Source organism: Actinomadura sp. RB99 (assembly GCF_014706005.1).
Classification (GTDB): domain Bacteria; phylum Actinomycetota; class Actinomycetes; order Streptosporangiales; family Streptosporangiaceae; genus Spirillospora.
Window position 1 is genome coordinate 1 of sequence record NZ_JABMCA010000010.1, and the last position, 16,422, is coordinate 16,422.

Annotated in this window: 16 protein-coding genes and 1 pseudogene; 5 read left to right on the top strand and 12 right to left on the bottom strand. The window is 75.5% G+C overall.

Translation table 11 applies throughout. From position 1 onward, the window contains the following. The 4 genes and pseudogenes from amrb99_RS11895 to amrb99_RS11910 form a co-directional block, all read right to left on the bottom strand. Positions 1-412 (bottom strand): annotated as a pseudogene (locus tag amrb99_RS11895) (hypothetical protein); the annotation flags it as partial. A gap of 206 nt (positions 413-618) precedes the next feature. After that, a complete protein-coding gene (locus amrb99_RS11900) occupies positions 619-2,382 on the bottom strand; it encodes a prolyl oligopeptidase family serine peptidase (RefSeq protein ID WP_190855979.1) in 1,764 nt (587 codons plus the stop codon). A 33-nt stretch (positions 2,383-2,415) separates the two neighbouring features. Continuing rightward, on the bottom strand, positions 2,416-3,396 hold the full coding sequence (locus amrb99_RS11905) for a serine hydrolase (RefSeq protein ID WP_347256646.1): 981 nt from the start codon (positions 3,394-3,396) through the stop codon (positions 2,416-2,418). Between the two features lie 69 nt (positions 3,397-3,465). Further along, positions 3,466-4,227: a MerR family transcriptional regulator gene (locus amrb99_RS11910; RefSeq protein ID WP_347256647.1), complete on the bottom strand. Its 762-nt coding sequence runs from the start codon at positions 4,225-4,227 to the stop codon at positions 3,466-3,468. Between the two features lie 126 nt (positions 4,228-4,353). Here amrb99_RS11910 and amrb99_RS50960 point away from each other — a divergent pair, with 126 nt between their 5' ends. Continuing rightward, entirely contained in the window at positions 4,354-4,512 is a 159-nt protein-coding gene (locus amrb99_RS50960; protein ID WP_241755489.1) for a hypothetical protein, read from the top strand. A gap of 16 nt (positions 4,513-4,528) precedes the next feature. Here amrb99_RS50960 and amrb99_RS11915 read toward each other — a convergent pair whose 3' ends face one another. Then, positions 4,529-5,542 (bottom strand): saccharopine dehydrogenase NADP-binding domain-containing protein, encoded by a 1,014-nt coding sequence (locus amrb99_RS11915; RefSeq protein WP_190855980.1) that lies wholly within the window; start codon positions 5,540-5,542, stop codon positions 4,529-4,531. A 106-nt stretch (positions 5,543-5,648) separates the two neighbouring features. Here amrb99_RS11915 and amrb99_RS11920 point away from each other — a divergent pair, with 106 nt between their 5' ends. Continuing rightward, positions 5,649-6,611, top strand: a complete 963-nt coding sequence (locus amrb99_RS11920) for a helix-turn-helix domain-containing protein (protein WP_190855981.1) — start codon at positions 5,649-5,651, stop codon at positions 6,609-6,611. Between the two features lie 19 nt (positions 6,612-6,630). Here the strand turns inward: amrb99_RS11920 and amrb99_RS11925 are convergent, their stop codons facing one another. From amrb99_RS11925 to amrb99_RS11935, 3 genes are all read right to left on the bottom strand, one after another. After that, complete coding sequence (locus amrb99_RS11925; protein ID WP_190855982.1) at positions 6,631-6,789, bottom strand: hypothetical protein; 159 nt, start codon at positions 6,787-6,789, stop codon at positions 6,631-6,633. 109 nt (positions 6,790-6,898) lie between these two features. Next, complete coding sequence (locus amrb99_RS11930) at positions 6,899-7,162, bottom strand: hypothetical protein (protein ID WP_206699925.1); 264 nt, start codon at positions 7,160-7,162, stop codon at positions 6,899-6,901. Between the two features lie 329 nt (positions 7,163-7,491). Next, the gene (locus amrb99_RS11935) at positions 7,492-8,421 is read right to left on the bottom strand and encodes a LysR family transcriptional regulator (protein WP_190855983.1); all 930 of its coding nucleotides are present in this window, start codon (positions 8,419-8,421) and stop codon (positions 7,492-7,494) included. 87 nt (positions 8,422-8,508) lie between these two features. Here amrb99_RS11935 and amrb99_RS11940 point away from each other — a divergent pair, with 87 nt between their 5' ends. Continuing rightward, positions 8,509-9,624 (top strand): pyridoxal-phosphate dependent enzyme, encoded by a 1,116-nt coding sequence (locus tag amrb99_RS11940; RefSeq protein ID WP_190855984.1) that lies wholly within the window; start codon positions 8,509-8,511, stop codon positions 9,622-9,624. 27 nt (positions 9,625-9,651) lie between these two features. Here the strand turns inward: amrb99_RS11940 and amrb99_RS11945 are convergent, their stop codons facing one another. Then, on the bottom strand, positions 9,652-10,554 hold the full coding sequence (locus amrb99_RS11945) for a helix-turn-helix transcriptional regulator (RefSeq protein WP_241755490.1): 903 nt from the start codon (positions 10,552-10,554) through the stop codon (positions 9,652-9,654). 119 nt (positions 10,555-10,673) lie between these two features. Here amrb99_RS11945 and amrb99_RS11950 point away from each other — a divergent pair, with 119 nt between their 5' ends. Both amrb99_RS11950 and amrb99_RS11955 read left to right on the top strand, forming a co-directional pair. Next, the gene (locus amrb99_RS11950) at positions 10,674-11,648 is read left to right on the top strand and encodes a helix-turn-helix domain-containing protein (RefSeq protein ID WP_190855986.1); all 975 of its coding nucleotides are present in this window, start codon (positions 10,674-10,676) and stop codon (positions 11,646-11,648) included. Positions 11,649-11,774: 126 nt separating this feature from the next. Beyond that, entirely contained in the window at positions 11,775-12,242 is a 468-nt protein-coding gene (locus tag amrb99_RS11955; protein WP_190855987.1) for a hypothetical protein, read from the top strand. 80 nt (positions 12,243-12,322) lie between these two features. On the opposite strand, the gene amrb99_RS11960 is transcribed toward amrb99_RS11955, so the two are convergent. The 3 genes from amrb99_RS11960 to amrb99_RS11970 all read right to left on the bottom strand — a co-directional run bounded on the left by amrb99_RS11960 (position 12,323) and on the right by amrb99_RS11970 (position 16,422). Continuing rightward, a complete protein-coding gene (locus amrb99_RS11960; protein WP_190855988.1) occupies positions 12,323-13,996 on the bottom strand; it encodes a catalase in 1,674 nt (557 codons plus the stop codon). Positions 13,997-14,119: 123 nt separating this feature from the next. Further along, positions 14,120-15,616, bottom strand: coding sequence for an NADH-ubiquinone oxidoreductase-F iron-sulfur binding region domain-containing protein (locus amrb99_RS11965; RefSeq protein WP_190855989.1), 1,497 nt, complete (start codon positions 15,614-15,616; stop codon positions 14,120-14,122). Further along, positions 15,613-16,422 (bottom strand): hypothetical protein, encoded by an 810-nt coding sequence (locus amrb99_RS11970; RefSeq protein WP_190855990.1) that lies wholly within the window; start codon positions 16,420-16,422, stop codon positions 15,613-15,615. The genes amrb99_RS11965 and amrb99_RS11970 overlap by 4 nt, the downstream gene beginning before the upstream one ends.

Here is a 16,422-nt window from a genome sequence, read left to right on the forward strand (position 1 = left end):
TCGCGGCGCCGGCCGACGCGGGGGACGGGACGCGGGGCCGCGTCTGGGCTCCGCCGGCCGGATGCGAGACGGACGGGCGGCCGGGCGCGAGCGGCGGACGGGACGCGGGCGCGATGACCCCGGCGGACGCCATCGTGACCGGCGGGACGCCGCCGGCGGCCGTCGGCGACAGGGCGGGCGCGGAGACGTCCGGCGGGCGGGCAGGGACCCCTGCCGCAATGGGGTCGGGCGGCGGAGGCGCCGCGACGGGGGACGGGACGGGCGGCGGGGCGGTGGCGCCCGCCGGAGCGGCCTGGGCCGTGGCGACGAGCGCGGCGGCCGTCGCGAGCAGGGTGGTCAGCGCGGTGCACGCGGGTTTTCGGCGCGGGCGCGAGCAGGGCGCGGGTGTGCGGACGGCATGCGGCCGGTTCATGGAGATCCCCCCGGTTCGGCTCTCCGCGCGGAGAGCGGCGGTGAGCACGCCGCCGCACGGGGCGGCGGCGCCCGGGGGGCCGCCGGTCGATGACCGGCCCTCTCTCTTGTCGGCAGCGCTCGGTGGCGGCCGATCGGAGGAATGCCCGGGTCCTGGATCTTGTAAACGCGGGGGCGGGCGGGGCGACGCCCGTCCCCGCGACTGTGTTACGACATACCCAGATGTTTCCTGGCGAAGTCCATTTCCGCCGACATTTGCGTGATGCGTTCCTCGACGACGAGGGAGCCGTGGCCCGCGTCGTAGCGGTACGTCTCGTGCGGCAGGCCCAGCTCGGCGAGGCGGGCGAGGTAGTTGTCGATCTGCCGGATGGGGCAGCGCGGGTCGTTCTCGCCCGCGAGGATCAGCACCGGCGCCTTCACCCGCTCGACGTAGGTGATCGGCGACGACTCGCGGTACCGGTCGGGGACCTCCTCGGGCGACCCGCCGAACAGCGACCGGTCGAACGCCTGGAGCCCCTCCATCTCGTCCTCGTAGGCGGCGACGTAGTCGGCGACGGGCACGGACGCGACGCCGACGCTCCAGTCGTCCGGCTGGGTGCCGATGCCGAGCAGGGTGAGGAACCCGCCCCATGACCCGCCGGTCAGCACGAGCCGGTCCGGGTCGGCGAGGCCGGTGGCGACGGCCCAGTCCCGGACGGCCTTGATGTCCTCCAGCTCGGTGAGCCCGACCCGTCCCTCGATCGCGTCGCGCCACCGCGAGCCGTAGCCGGTGGAGCCGCGGTAGTTGACGCGGACGACGGCGAACCCGTGGTCGACCCACGCGGCGGCGGCGGGGGCGAACGAGTCGTCGTCCTGCGCGGTCGGACCGCCGTGGACGTCGAACACGGTCGGGAACGGCCGGTCCCCCTCCGGCTTGCTGACCAGGGCGTGGATGCGGCCGCCGGGGCCGTCCACCCAGGCGTCCTCCACCGGGACGGACGGCGGGGCGGCGGGGCCGGGCGGGGTGAGGACGACCGCGCCCGACGACGACCGGATCACCGGCGGCTCGGCGGCCGACGACCAGGAGAACTCCACGGTGCCGTCGGGCCGCACGTCGGCGCCGCCGATCACGCCGCGCGGCGTCTCGACGCGGGACAGCGACCCGTCGCCGAGGTCGTAGCGGTACAGCTCGTCGCGCGCCTCGTGGTTGTGGGAGATCAGCAGCGCGGTCCCGTCCGGGTACCAGCCGGCGCCGATCTCGCCGGGCAGGTCGAGGACGATCTCCCGCTCGGTGCCGGCGACCGGGTCCCAGATGAGGATCTCGTCGCGGCCGCGGCGCTCGTGGCCCACGAGCAGGCGGGTGTCCCCGTCGACGGGCGCGAAGCCCATGCCGTAGACGCCCTTGCCGGGGCCGTCCCACAGGTCGGCGACGGCGGAGCCGTCCGGGCGGAGGACCCGCAGCGCCATGTGGCGGCTGTCGCCGTGCTCGCTGTGCCCGATCGCGACCAGCGACTCGTCCCGGGACAGCGCGGCGACGTGCGCGTCCTCGGCATGGTGGTAGAGGACCTCCGGCGCGGCGCCGGGACGGCAGAAGTGGACGGTGTTGCCGTCCTCGCCGGTGCGCCCGACGACGGCGAGCCCGCTCGCGCCGAGGGACAGCCCGGCGGGGTAGGACGGCTCCAGCCCGGGAACGGCGGGGGCGTCCTCGCCGCCGCCGAACGGCACGCGCCGCCAGACGCCGAACTCGTCGCCGTCGGTGTCGGCGAACCACCACACCCACTCCCCGGTGGGGTCGACGGTGCCGATCCACGTGCCGTTGGGCCGGTCCGTCATCTGCCGCTGCTCGCCGGTGCCGCGGTCCCAGGCGTAGATCTCCCAGGTGCCGGTGGCGTTGGAGCGGTAGATGCTGCGGTCCGGGGCGTCGCGCGCCCAGCGGGGGAGGCTGATGCGTGCGGCGCGGAACCGCGCCTTCCAGCGTTCGTCGTCGACCATCCCCCCAGTATCGCGGCGCCCCGGCCGCCGGCGTCAGGCGCCGGGCGGGACGGAGCCGTCGGAGGTCTCCGGAACGCCGTCCGGGACGCCGCCGGGGATCGCGGCGCGGCTGCCGGGGGCGAGGTCGCCGTGCACGGCGCGGGCGACGCGCTCGATGGTCTCGACGCCGTACGCCATGGTCGGGGCGCCCTGGGTGAGGACGGCGATCAGGTAGTGCTCGCCGCGGCCGGTGAACGCGCCGACGCTGTGCACGCGCCACTCCTTGCCGTGCCGGGGCAGCCAGCCGTTCTTGACGTGCCAGGTGATCCCGGCGGGCGTCCCGGCGGTGGCGCCCCAGCGCTGGGACGCGATGACGCGGTGCATGAGGCCCAGCTCGTAGGCGCGGGCGTCGTCGGTGAGCAGGGCGTTGTGCTCGGTGAGGCGCCGCAGGAGGGTGATCTGGTCGGCGGCGGTGGTCCGGGTGAGTCCCCAGTGCCCGGCGGGGTCGAGGCCGGTGTGCGCCATCCCGGCCTTCCGGAGGAACCGGTCCAGGCGGCCGGGGCCGACGGAGCGCCACAGCGCGGACGCGGCGCGGTTGTCGGACCTGGTGATCATCCTGGTGGCGAGGGCGTCCTCGGACGCGGTGAGCGGGCGGTGCGCGGCGGCGGCCTCGCGCAGCAGCGCGGCAAGGATCGCCGTCTTGACGACGCTCGCCGAGTCGTAGCGCCGACCGGCGAGGACGCCGCAGCGGACGCCGCGCTCCCGGTCGTAGACGGCGACGGACTCGGTTCCGGTGCGGCCCGCCAGCGCGGCGGTGATGCGGCGGCCGAGCCGCTTCGCGAGCACCGGGTGCCGGGCCGAGACGCACACCGGGGCGTCCGACGCGCGGGCGGGAGCGGCGGCGAACGGCACGGAACCGGCGGCGAGCACGGTGGCGGCGAGTGTGGCGGTGGCGAGCACGGTGGTGGTGCGCGCGGTAGTGGTGAGCGCGGCGGCCGGTCCCGCCGCCAGGGTCCGCGGAAGGAGTCCAGGCACCCGCCCACGCTAATGATCAAGAAGCGCCGGGCCGGTCACGACACGCGACGGAAGGGCGACGGAGTGTCGTCAGGGCGAGGCGAGCCGGCCGAGGAGCTGGTCGATCACGGCGCGGACCTGCCGGTCCATGGCGCGGGCGAACCCGGCCTCCACGGTGACCTGCGCGCCGGGCCGCAGCCGGGCGAGGGTCTCGGTGAGGTCGCCGAGGTCCTGCTCGCCGACGTCACCGACGACGTGGTCGGCGATCAGCCGGATGAACATCGCGGCCAGCTCGTCCATGCTCTCCTGGAGCCGCTGCCCCGCCGACAGGACCTCCGCGAGCGGCACCCCGGCGCGCACCAGCGTGACGGTCGCCTCCAGCTGGCGGCGGCTCCAGTGGGTGACGCGGTCGCCGTCGATCTCGATCACCCCGGACGCCAGCGCCCGCTCGACCGACTCGGGGCCGACCTCGCCCGGGAACAGCGCGGCCAGCTCGTCCAGCGTCATCGTGACGGGGACCTCGTTGGACCACGGCGCGGTGGCGACCTTCTCGACGCCGAGCACGGTGCCGATGTCGCGGCCCTGCTCCCACGCCGACAGCAGCTCGCGGATGCCCTCCAGGGTGTGGCCGCGCTCCAGCAGGTTGCCGATCATGCGGAGGCGGGCGAGGTGCTCGTCGGAGTACAGGCCGACGCGGCCCTCCCGCCGGGGCGGCGGGAGCAGCTTGCGTTCCTGGTAGTAGCGCAGGGTCCGGACGGGGACGCCGGCGGCGCGCGCGAGGTCGCCGATCCGGTACTCCCGGCCCGCGTCCGCGGAGGGGGCGCCCTGGTCGTCCGCAGGCTGTTCGGTCACGGGAGAAGCATAGTTCGCTACGACACGCGACCGGTTCCGGCCCGCCAGGGCCGCCGCGCGGGCGGAACGGGCGCGGCGCGGCCCGCGTCTGATCCGCCGTCGGACCCCCGGAGCGAAAGGCCTCCCATGTCGAAGACCCGTCCCGCCGTGCTGGCGGCGACCGTCCTGCTCGCCGGCCTCGGGCTGACCGCCTGCGGCGGCGGCCACCATCACCACACCACGGTCGTGCACCACCACCACACGACGGTGAAGCACAAGACCAAGGTGAAGGTGAAGCACCACTAGGCGCTACCGGCGCGCGCTACGCGGGCAGGTCGACGGAGATGTGGGAGGACAGGGCGCGGAGGAAGCCCGGCGCGTCGAAGATCGCGCCGGCGGAGGCCACGCCCGCCGTCCTGACCTGCCCGGTGAGCAGGCGGTGGACGGCCTCCACGGCGAGAGGCGCGGTCACGGCGTAGATGTCGCGGCCCCGCGCCACGGCGCGCCGTTCGGTGCCGCCCGAGCGCACGATCACGTCGACGAGGAAGGTCTGCGCGGACCGGCCGCGCTCGTCGGCCGGGGCGGGGGCCGGGGTGCCCGGGTCCGCGATGTCCCTGGCCGCCTCGGCCGTCATGTAGGTGGTGACCTCGGGGACGGCCAGGTGGCTGGGCACGGTGACGACGTCGGCCATGGCATACTCCCCGATGACGGTCCTGGACCCCATCGGGGCGGGGAAGGGCCACTCCAGGGTCGGCGGCTCGTCGTCGCGGTACTCCAGGCGCCCGCCCGAGTAGCGGACGCGCCGACCGTCGCGGCGGCGCCGGGAGACCGCGCCCGCGGCCCGCGTCCCGCGGGTGGGGTGCCATCCGCTCAGGCCGTAGGCGACGTGCACCTCGTCGGCCTCCGTCCGGCCGTCCAGGGCGGCGGTGGCCAGCAGGTCGCCGAAACCCCCGAAGAAGGCCATGGCCGGGACGACCGGCGTCCCGCCAGCGCGCCCCGCGAAGTGGGCGAACGTGTCGGCGTTGGCCTCGATCTCGGCCGCCACGTCCACGTACGGGATCCCGGCGCGCAGGGCCGCCTCGATCACCGGCGCCGCCGTCGCGGCGAAGGGCCCGGCGCAGTTCACCACGGCCGCCGCACCGGCCAGCGCGCGGTCGAGCGAGGCCGGGTCGTCCACCGAGGCGGGCCGGGCCTCCAGCCCGGACGCGGCGGCCAGCGGCGCCAGCCTGCCGGCGTCGCGGCCGGACGGGATCGGGACGAACCCGCGGGCCTGGAGCTCGTCCACCACGAACCGTCCGGTGTGCCCGTACGCACCGAACACCGCGACCTTGTCCATCGTTCGTCCACCTCGTGATCTGCTGCGATCCGTCGTGGACCATCCTGGCGAGCGCGGCCGTCCCGGTGTGAGTGTCCGGAACGCCATTACCCATACAATTCCGGCCATGACCACCGTCGCGCTGGCCGCCGCCGAGGGGATGCTGCACTTCGAGCTGTCCCTGGCCTACGAGGTCTTCGGCTCGGCACCGCCGAGCGTGCCCGGCCCCTGGTACGACCTCGTCGTCTGCGGGGCGGAGCCCGTGCGGACCGGCCGGTTCCGGCTGGAGCCCGACCACGGCCTCGACCGGCTGCCGGACGCCGACACCGTGATCGTCCCGGGCTGGGACACCGACGTCGATCCGCCCGCCGACCTGGTCGGCGCGGTGCGCGCCGCGCACGAGGCGGGCGCGCGCGTGGCCTCCCTCTGCACGGGCGCGTTCGTGCTGGCCGCGGCGGGCCTCCTGGACGGGCGCCGCGCGACCACCCACTGGGCGCACACCCGGACCCTGGCCGAGCGCTACCCGCGCGTCGAGGTGGACCCGGACGTCCTCTACGTGGACAACGGCAGCGTGCTGACCTCGGCGGGCAAGGCCGCCGCCATGGACCTGTGCCTGCACCTCGTCCGCCTCGACCGCGGCTCCGCGGTCGCGAACACGGTCGCCCGCCGCCTGGTCGTGCCGCCGCACCGGGACGGCGGGCAGGCCCAGTTCGTCACCGCCCCGGTCCCCGATCCGGGCGACCACCCGCTCGCCGGCCTGCTCCCCTGGGCGATCGAGCGGCTGGACCGGCCGCTGACCGTCGCCGACCTGGCGCGCCGGGCGCGGATGAGCGAGCGCAACCTGGGCCGCCACTTCCGCGCGGCGACCGGCACCACGCCGCTGCAATGGCTGCTGGCCCAGCGGATCCGCCACGCCCAGCAGCTTCTGGAGACGACCGACGACGGGATCGACGCCATCGTGGCGGCCACCGGCATGGGCACCGCCACGACGCTGCGCCGGCACTTCAACCGCACGGTGGGCGTTCCCCCCGACACCTACCGCCGCACCTTCCGCTCGCGCGCCGGGGAGCGCCCGCCCCCCGGCCCATGATCATCGGTCGTGCACGGGGCTAGGTGACGCGGCGGACGGGCATGATCCGCCGTTTGCGGTGCTGGCGGCCGTCCTCGTCGAGGCGCTGCGCGTCGGCGGCGATCAGGTCGCGGAGCGTGCGCGGGACGATGTCCTCCCGCTTCTCGGCGAAGCGGGTGCGCGGGGCGGTGGAGCGCATGGCGGTCCCTCCCTGCTGTCGGTGCGGGTCCCCGGCCCGGTGCCGGGCTCGGTGGTCAGGCCGCGGCGGTCGGGCTCGGCCGTCGGGCGCGGTGGTCAGGCCGCGGTGGTCAGGCCGCGGTGGTGATGTCGCCGTAGGCGTCGTGGACGGTGTCGAGCGCCCACCGCATCCGGACCGCGAACGTGTCGGGGTGGTCGCCGGCCTCCTGGGCGACGCGGGCGGCGCAGGCGGACGGGTCGTCGCCGCACCTGCGCGACAGGGCCGCGACCACGGTGCGGACCTGCTCGGGAGTGGGGTGGTCGGAGGCCTGCAGGCCGGAGCTGAAGAGGATCCCGGCGAGTTCGGTGGCGGTCATCGAGGGATTGGGCGGCATGTTCGACATCGTGTGCCTTCTTCCTACGAGGGGGCCTCGTCCCCCTGCTGCCGACTACGACTCTGCCGGAAAGGCGGAATCATCGCCATCGGGGAGAACACCCATTCGGAGGTGCGGGTCACCCCCGGAACACCCGTAGGCGACGGCGTTCCGGGATCGGGGTTCAGGAATCTTCAGGGAGCCGGCGTGGCGCGGCCCTGTGCCGGGCCCGCGCCGCCGGACGCTTCGTTTCGGTCGTGACGGCCCCGGCCGGCCGGCGCCGTCGTGCGCGCTGAGCTCCGCGTACCAGGAGCCTTTCCCTAGCACGGCGCGTTATGCACACATCCAGGCTAGTCGGAGCCCGCAAATCCCGTACCCCCTGCGAGGGCGTCCCTGAAGGCCCTGACGGCGGGGTGCGCGCCGCCGCCCCGGCGGGTCGCGGTGAACAGCCGCCGGACGCGCCGCCCGGCGGGCAGCGGCGCCATCGCGACCGTCGGCGGGCGGTCCGTCCAGACGAGGCCGGGGAGGAGGGCGGCGGCGTGGCCGCGCTCGGCGAGCCGCAGGTGCAGCAGCAGATCGCTGGACTCGAACCGGACGTCGGGTTCGAACCCGGCGTCGCGGCACAACCGGGTGGCCCAGGCGCGGGCGGCGGTCCCGGCGGGCTCCATCACCCACGGCACGCCGGCGAGGTCGGCGAGCCCCACGTCCGCCGCGACGGCGTTCTCCGGGAGGGTGTTCTCCGCAACGGTGCCGGGCAGGGCGAGGCGGATCTCGTCCTCGCCCAGCTCCTCGTACTCGACCCCGGACGGCCGGGGGTGCGGGTCGCCCGGGTACTCCTCGGTGACGACCACGTCGAAGTCGCGGGCGAGCAGCGCGGGCAGGGCGCTCTCGGGCTCCCGCTGGGTGATCTCGACGCGGAGGCCGGGATGGGCGTCGCGGAGCGCGCTGAGCGCGCCGGGGACGAGCGCGAGCGCGGCGGTCTGGAACGCGGCGACGCTCAGCACGCCGGTGATGTCGCGCAGGGACGCGGCGAGGTCGGCCTCCGCCCGTTCGAGGCGCTCCAGCACGGCCTCGGTGTGCGCGACGAGGATCTCGGCCTGCGCGGTCAGCCGGACGCGCCGCCCGACGGGTTCCAGCAGCCGCACGCCGGCCTCCCGCTCCAGGACCGACAGCTGCTGCGAGATCGACGACGGGCTGTAGGAGAGCGCCTCGGCGACGGCGGCGAGGGTCCCCCGGTGCTTGAGCTCGCGCAGGAGCCGCAGCCGGTGCAGGTCGAGCATGGCCCTCCGATTCGTCGATCCTTCCGATGATTATCGCTCGGAAAGATTCGCTGGACCGATGGATCGCGAGTGCGGAAACGTGGTCCCATGGCTCCCGCCTCTCCCGCCTCCCTCGCCCGGACCTCCTGGTTCTCCCGTCCCGCCGCCCGGGACTGGAGGTGCCCGCCCGCCTCCCGCGAGGTCGCCGCCTTCCACGCCGCGCTGCCCGGATACGCGCCGACACCGCTGGTCGAGACGCCCGAGCCGGCCGCCGGCCTCGGCGCCGGGCGGGTGTTCGTCAAGGACGAGTCGTCCCGCCTCGGGCTGCCCGCCTTCAAGATCCTCGGCGCGTCGTGGGGGGTGTGCCGCGCGCTGTGCGACCGGCTCGGCGTCCCCGTCCCGGCGGCCGACCCGATCGGCGCGCTGCGGGCCCGCGCCGGGGCGTTCCGGCTGGTCACCGCGACGGACGGCAACCACGGGCGGGCCGTCGCCGCGATGGCGCGGATGCTCGGGACGCGGGCGGAGGTGTTCGTGCCGGACGGCGTCCACCCGGTGGCGCTCGCCGCGATCGAGGGCGAGGGCGCCCGGGTCGTGCGGGTCGGCGCGCCGTACGACGCGGCGGTGCGCAGGGCCGCCGAGTCCGCCGAGGGGGACGCGTCGGCGCTGCTCGTCCAGGACACGGCCTGGCCCGGCTACGAGCGCGTGCCCCGGTGGATCGTGGAGGGCTACTCGACGCTCTTCACCGAGATCGACGCGCAGTTGCGCGCGGCCGGCGCGGGATCACCGGACATCGTGGCGGTCCCGGTGGGGGTGGGGTCGCTGGCGCAGGCGGCGGTGGTGCACTACCGGTCGGGCGCGTCCGCGCCGAAACTGCTCGCCGTGGAGCCGGACGCGGCGCCGTGCGTGCTGGCGAGCCTGCTCGGCGACCGCCTGGTCACCGTGGAGACGGGGGCGACGTCCATGGCGGGCCTGAACTGCGCCACGCCGTCCTCGTCGGCCTGGCCGTACCTGCGGGCGGGCGTGGACGCGGCCGTCAGCGTCGCGGACGCGGCCGTCGCGGACGCCGCGCGCGAGCTGGTCGCGCTGGGCGTTTCCGCCGGTCCGTGCGGTGCCGCGGCCCTGGCGGGGGTGCGGGCCGCGCTGCCCGGCCTCGGCGTCGGGCCCGGGGACACGGTCGTCCTGCTGAGCACCGAGGGCGCGGCCGCGAACCCGCCGCCCGCCTGACCCGCGCCGGATCCGGCGGGGCGGCCGTCACAGCCGGTCGAGCAGGCGGGCGAGGAGGGCGCGGCCCTCGTCCGGCGGCAGCGCGGCGGCCGACAGGCGGTCCCAGGCGGCCGTGTAGGCGGCGACGTCGGCGGGCTTGTCCAGGTACAGCGCGGTCGTGAGGAACTCGAGGTAGACGACGTCGGGGAGCGCCCCTCCCGCGAAGCTCAGGATGGAGAAGCCGTGCGCGAGCGGCAGCGGGCGCCCGCCGACCGGGATGATCCGCAGCTCGACCCGGCCGCTGTCGGCGAGCGCGGCCAGGTGCCCGAGCTGGCCGCGGATCAGCTCGGGCCCGCCGACGAAGCGGCGCAGCGCCGCCTCGTCCACGACGGCGGCGAGCGTGCGGCCGGGGTCGTCGGCGAACCGGCGGCGGCGCAGCCGGCGGACGGCGGCCCGCTCGTCGATCTCGATGCGCCGGTCGCCCTCCCGGATCCCGTCGCGGATCGCGAGGCAGGCGCGCGTGTACTCCTCGGTCTGGAGCAGCTCGGGGATCTGGCACGGCTCGTAGGCGCGGACCTCGCGGGCGGTCCCCTCCAGGTCGAGGAACCGGTGCGTCCAGGGCGGGATCAGCTCGCCGTACCGGTGCCACCAGGCCCGCTCGTTGGCCTCCCGCGCGAGGCGGAGCAGCTCCTCGCGCTCGGCGCCGTCCGGCACCCCGTAGAGGGTGAGCAGGTCGGCCACGTCGCGGCGGGCGAACGAGGTGCGGCCGAGCTCGATCCGGCTGATCTTGGACGCGCTGCCGCGGATCGCGTAGCCGGCCTGGTCGCGGCTCAGCCCGCTGCGTTCCCGCAGGCCGCGCAGCCGGGCGCCGACGAGCATGCGGCGCGCCGTCGGGCCGTGCACGGTCCCGGTCCCCGGCCCGGCCGCCCCCGGCTCCTGCCCTGCGCTCAACACCGCTCCTCGGGGGTGGGGATCCTGCCAGCGGGATAGTAGTGGCAAGTGCATATGCACGTGCAGCAGACGGCGGAGTCACGTTGTGGCCAGATCCTGCCGCATGAAAGACTCCGGCCATGCACCGTGTCGTGGTCCTCGCGCTCGACGGCGTGTACCCGTTCGAGCTCGGCATCCCGGTCCGGATCTTCGGCTCGGCCACCGGCCCCGGCGGCGCCCCCCTCTACGAGGTGCTGACCTGCGGGATCGACGGCCGCCCGGTGCGCAGCAGCGCCGACTTCGCGATCGCCGTCGAGCACGGCCACGAGATCATCGAGACCGCCGGCACGCTCGTCATCCCGCCGTTCGGCTGCGGCCCCGCCGTGGCGCCCGGGTGCCCGCCGCCGATCGCCGACGCGCTCTCCCGGCTCCGACCCGGCGCCCGGATCGTGTCGATCTGCACCGCGTCCTACCTGCTCGCCGCCGCCGGCCTCCTCGACGGCCGGCCCGCCACCACGCACTGGGCCGAGGCCGAGCGTTTCAAGGCGCTGTTCCCCGAGGTCGACGTGAACGCCGACGTGCTGTTCGTGGACGACGGCGACGTGCTCACCTCGGCGGGCGTCGCCGCCGGGATCGACCTGTGCATGCACCTCGTCCGCCGCGACCACGGCAGCGAGGTCGCCAACCGGGTCGCCCGCCGCTGCGTCGTGCCGCCGTGGCGGGAGGGCGGCCAGGCCCAGTTCATCGAGCGTCCCGTCCCCGAGCCGGACGCGGCCGCCACGTCCGCGACCCGCGCCTGGGCGCTCGGCGAGCTGCACCGGCCGATCCCGCTCGCCGAGATGGCGCGGCACGCGCGGATGAGCGTCCGCACGTTCTCCCGCCGGTTCCGCGACGAGGTCGGGATGACGCCGGGGCAGTGGCTGGCCCGGCAGCGCGTCGACCTGGCCCGCCGCCTGCTGGAGACCACGGACCTGCCCGTCGACCGCATCGCCGAGCAGGCGGGCTTCGGCACGTCGGCGTCGCTGCGCCAGCACCTGGTCGCCTCGATCGGCGTCCCCCCGTCCGCCTACCGGCACACCTTCCGCACCGCGCGCACGCACGCCCCCGCGCACTGATCGGGAGCGAGTTGGCGAGAGATCTCCTTTTTAGGGCGGTACATCCGGCCTACGCGTGAGTAACATATTCCCACCGCGGACGCGCGGGACGGATCGACGCGACGACGGAGCATGAGGGACGCCGCCATGAACCCCGTGACCGAACTGCTCGCCGAACGGCTGGACGAGATCACCGCCGAGATCGTCGGCGAGATCGCCGGCCGCGTCCCCGCGTACACGGGCCTGAGCGCGGCGATGATCCTCACCCTCGTCCGGGACGCGCTGACCGTCTACACCGGCGCGCAGGACCGCGGCGCCGCGCTCGACCACTTCCGCCGCCTCGGCGCCCACGAGGCCCGCGCGGGCCAGGACGTCCGGCACCTGGAGTCGGCGCTGCGCAGCGGGGCGCGCGTGCTCATCCGCCGCACCGCCAACGCCGCCGCCCGCGTCCACCCGCCGAACACCGAGTTCATCGCGGTGATGGAGAGCGCGTTCAGCGCGGAGGACCAGATCGTCGAGGCCGCGGTCGACGGCCACCACCGCGCCGCGCGCCCCCGCAACGGCTCCCGCCTCTACCCCCTCGTGGCACGCGGCCAGCGCTATTCCCCGAACTGACCGCGAGCCGGATGGCCGCGTAAGGCCCTTCGGACCTCGTCCCGAACCCGGTGCGCCCTCCCGCTCGCCGCGCCCGTGCCTCAGCCGTTCGGGCCGGACGGGATGTGGACGGCGCGCTCGTTCGGCACGCAGTGCGTCATCTTGAGGCCGTTCACGTCGCGGGGACCGTTCCTGCCGAGGTCGCCGAGCCGCCGCCGGTCCTCGTCGGTGAGGTCCTGGCCCTGTAGCGGCTTCAGATGCGCGACGTCCTCCGGCGCGATGCCGAGGCCCTTGCCGACGCGCAGCCCCAGGTCGTCCTCGACCAGCAGGAAGTGCCACACCATCCGCTCCTGGACGGCCCGCACGCACTGCGACAGCTGGTCGACGAGGTTGGCCACCAGGTCGTCGCGCTCCCAGTCCTCCATCAGCAGGTAGCGCTGCCCGGCCTGCTCGTAGTCGTTGGCGCGCGGGATCCGCATGCGGGTCAGCCGGCCGCGGATCTCCGGGCCCTGCTCGTCGTGCGTCGGGTACTGCGCCTCCCGGAGCCCGCCGGTGATGGACGGCTCGTAGTTGACGTGCGGGTTCTCGCCGTAGCCGTCGACGTAGTAGGTCATCTGCCCGTCGCGCTGGTTGGTGGCGACCCGCGCCTCCTTCGCCTGGTTGACGGGCAGTTGCAGGTAGTTCGGCCCGACCCGGTGCCGCTGGGTGTCGCTGTAGGAGAACGTCCGGCCGACGAGCATCTTGTCGTCGGAGAAGTCGAGGCCGTCGACCAGCACGCCCGTGCCGAACGCGATCTGCTCGTTCTCCGCGAAGTGGTTCGCGACGGTGCGGTCGAGGACGATCCGGCCGACGGGCTTCGGCGGGAAGTCGTTCTCCGGCCACACCTTCGTGTCGTCGAGCGGGTCGAAGTCCAGCTCGGGGTGGTCGTCGTCGCTCATCATCTGGACGAGCAGCTCCCACTCGGGGTACTCGCCGCGGTCGATGGCGTCGTGCAGGTCCCTGGTGGCGTGGCCGAGGTCGTTCGCCTGCACGGCCGCGGCGTCGGCGCCGGTCATGCTGCGGACGCCCTGCTTCGGCATCCAGTGGTACTTGACCAGGACGGTGTCCCCGTCGTCGTTCACCCACTTGTAGGTGTTGACGCCGAAGCCCTGCTGGTGCCGGTAGTCGGCGGGGATGCCGCGCGGGCTGAACAGGTTGACGAGCATGTGCATCGCCTCGGGCGTCTGCGACATGAAGTCGAAGATCCGGTTCGGCTCCTGCCGGAACGTCACGGGGTCGGGCTTGAGGGCGTGGATGACGTCGGGGAACTTGATGGCGTCCCGGATGAAGAACACCGCGAGGTTGTTGCCGACGAGGTCCCAGTTGCCGTCCTCGGTGTAGAACTTGATCGCGAACCCGCGGGGGTCGCGGGCGGTCTCGGCGGAGTCCCGGCCGCCGATGACGGTGGAGAACCGCAGCGCGACCGGGGTCCGCTTCCCGCGCTCCTGGAACAGCTTCGCGCGCGTGTAGCGGGAGATGGGCTCGTCGCCCCAGGAGCCGTACGCCTCGAAGTAGCCGAAGGCGGTGGCGCCGCGCGCGTGCACGACCCGCTCGGGGATGCGTTCCCGGTCGAAGTGGCTGATCTTCTCCAGGAACTGGTAGTTCTCCAGGGTGGCGGGGCCGCGCGCCCCGACGGTCCGCTGGTTCTGGTTGTCGTAGACCGGATGGCCCTGCCGGTTCGTCAGGACCGGGCGCTCGTCCCCCGGCTCGGAACCCATGCTCGCAACGTCGGTCACGCCGGCTCTCCCCCTCGTTCTGCTCGTGGCCGGTCGGCGGGATGGCACTACCCGCAAGCCGCGCCCCGGAAGGTCCGGCGCCGGTAAAGCCCTCATGACCGGTGGCTCCGGCCGCGCGCGGGGTCAGGCGTTCCGCACGGACAGCGCGAGGGCGGGGCACATCTCGGCGGCCTGGACGGCGTCGCGCAGCAGCCGCGCGGGGACGGCGGCGCCGGCGATGACGGGGTAGCCGAACTCGTCGAGCCGGACGAGGTCGGGCAGCAGGTGGCGGCAGAGGCCGTGCCCGGCGCAGCGGGACCAGTCGATCGCGAGCCGGTGCGGGGACGCCTCGGCCTCCTCGGGCTCCTCGCCGTGGACGGGCAGGAACCGGCGGACCGGCCGGCCGCAGCCGCCCCGGTCGAGGTGCGCGGCGACGTCGTCGCCGAAGGCGCGGAGCGCGGACAGCAGGAAGCGGGTCGTCCCGTCGGGGTGCTTGCAGGCGCCGCGGCCGCGGACGGTGGCGCTGCCGCGGCGGACGGCGGCGACGGCCTCGTCCCCGGCGGTCCCGGCGGCGAGCGCGGCGACGGACCGGGCGATCGCGGGCAGGCCGAGCCGGCAGGGGCCGCACTGCCCGGCGGACTCGGCGCCCATGTACCCGGCGACGCGGGCGATCTCGCCGAGCGGGCAGGTGTCGCGGGGCAGCGGGACGACGATCCCGGCGCCGAGCGCGCCGCCGGCCGCCGCCATCGACTCCCGCGACACCGTGACCCGCGCGGCCTGCGCGGGGGTGAGGCAGGCGCCGTGGTAGCCGCCGACGATGACGCCCTGCCCGGCGTCGGTGCCGCAGTGCCGGAGCACGTCGGCGAGCGGGACGCCGGCGGGGGTCTCGACGACCATGTGCCCGCCGTCGGGGAGGGTGACGGTGAGCAGGACGGTCCCGGGCTCGCGGGGCGTGCCGGCGGCGCGGTACCCGTCGGCGCCGAGTTCGGCGAGCACGGCGAGCTGCGCGAACGTCTCCGCGTTGGACAGCAGGGTGGGGAGCCGGTCGACGCCGCTGTCGGCGGCGCGGACCTTCTGCCCGGGCGGGATCGGCGTCTCGCCGTTGACGCCCCGGACGAGCGCGCCGCCCTCCCCGGTGATGAACCGCTCGGGGAGCCGGACGACGCGGGCGCGGTCGCGGAGCCGGGTCTCGGCGACGGCGAGCCGCAGCGACCGCGCGGCGAGGCCGTCGTCGGTGACGCCGATGACGAGCTCCCGCGCGCCGAGCGCCTTGACGGCGAGGACCGCGCCGTTCAGCACGAGGTGCGGCACGTGCGCGAGGAGGGCCTTGTCCTTGGAGCTGGCGGGCTCGCCCTCGGTGGCGTTGACGAGGACGACGGGGTCGCGGCCGGTGCGCCGCGCCGACCGGTGCACGGCGGCGAGCTTGCGGGCGAACGGGAACGCGGCGCCGCCGCGCCCGCGCAGGTCGACGCTCTCGGCGAGCGCCGCGAGCTCGCGGAGCGGCAGCCCGCGCGGCACGGGGTGGACGAGCCGGTGCGCCGCCGCGTCCAGCCGGGACGTGCGGTCGAGGCCGGCCAGCAGGCGCGGCGGCCCGATGGTGGTGAGGCGGAACGCGCGGCCGGTCGCGGAGGCGGTGCTCACGGGCGGCTCCTCGACCAGCGTTTCGCCTCGTCCTTGAGGTCCGCCCAGAACTGCTCGTCGGGGACGCGGGCCTCGGCGGCGGGCGCGGGCCGCCGGGCCGGGGGACGCGCCGCCGCGGCGGGACGGACCGGCCGGGGCCCCGTCGTGCGGCGGTGCCGGGACGCGACCGCCAGCCGCACCAGCACCAGCAGGACGACCGCCGCGGCGCACAGCAGGTAGCTGTAGACCACCCAGCTCTTGGCGGCGCGCCCGGCCTGGAGGCCGTGGACGAGCGCGACCGGCCAGCACGCGTACACGGCGAGGTGCAGCAGCCGCCACGTCCAGGCGCGCCCGGCGCCGATGAACCGGCCGCGGGCGACGCCGGTGAGCGCGGCGAGGACCATCAGGTCGCCGGCGACGGGCCCGAGGCTCACCATCAGCCCGTGGCCCCGGAACCCGGCGGCCGGGAGCGCGGCGTCGAGCGCGGACGCGTGCTTCTCCAGCACCTTCAGGACGATGTGGACGGCGAGGAAGCTGAGCGAGAGCGCGGCGGCGGCGCGGTGCCCGGACTGGGCGAGGATCCGCAGCCGGATCGGCGTGGACCGGCTCGCGGCGAGCAGCCCGAACACGACCGCGCCGGTCAGCCCGACCAGCGTGAACACGCCGGAGAAGAACTCCAGGAACGCGTGCGCGGCGGTGAGGAGGTGCGCGGCGCGCCCGGTCCGCCCGGCGACCGCGGCGGCGGCGAGTCCCGCCGCCATAAGCGCGATCTTGAGCGTCCGCCGGCGCGCCGGGGCCCGGACGGGCGGGGACGAGGCCGTGTTCAC

Excerpts from the sequence above, each read along its gene's own strand:
- amrb99_RS11900 (WP_190855979.1), bottom strand. The coding sequence starts at position 2,382 with ATGGTCGACGACGAACGCTGGAAGGCGCGGTTCCGCGCCGCACGCATC.
- amrb99_RS50960 (WP_241755489.1), top strand. The coding sequence starts at position 4,354 with ATGTCGAAGACCCGTCCCGCCGTGCTGGCGGCGACCGTCCTGCTCGCC.
- amrb99_RS11915 (WP_190855980.1), bottom strand. The coding sequence starts at position 5,542 with ATGGACAAGGTCGCGGTGTTCGGTGCGTACGGGCACACCGGACGGTTC.
- amrb99_RS11920 (WP_190855981.1), top strand. The coding sequence starts at position 5,649 with ATGACCACCGTCGCGCTGGCCGCCGCCGAGGGGATGCTGCACTTCGAG.
- amrb99_RS11925 (WP_190855982.1), bottom strand. The coding sequence starts at position 6,789 with ATGCGCTCCACCGCCCCGCGCACCCGCTTCGCCGAGAAGCGGGAGGAC.
- amrb99_RS11930 (WP_206699925.1), bottom strand. The coding sequence starts at position 7,162 with ATGCCGCCCAATCCCTCGATGACCGCCACCGAACTCGCCGGGATCCTC.
- amrb99_RS11935 (WP_190855983.1), bottom strand. The coding sequence starts at position 8,421 with ATGCTCGACCTGCACCGGCTGCGGCTCCTGCGCGAGCTCAAGCACCGG.
- amrb99_RS11940 (WP_190855984.1), top strand. The coding sequence starts at position 8,509 with ATGGCTCCCGCCTCTCCCGCCTCCCTCGCCCGGACCTCCTGGTTCTCC.
- amrb99_RS11950 (WP_190855986.1), top strand. The coding sequence starts at position 10,674 with ATGCACCGTGTCGTGGTCCTCGCGCTCGACGGCGTGTACCCGTTCGAG.
- amrb99_RS11955 (WP_190855987.1), top strand. The coding sequence starts at position 11,775 with ATGAACCCCGTGACCGAACTGCTCGCCGAACGGCTGGACGAGATCACC.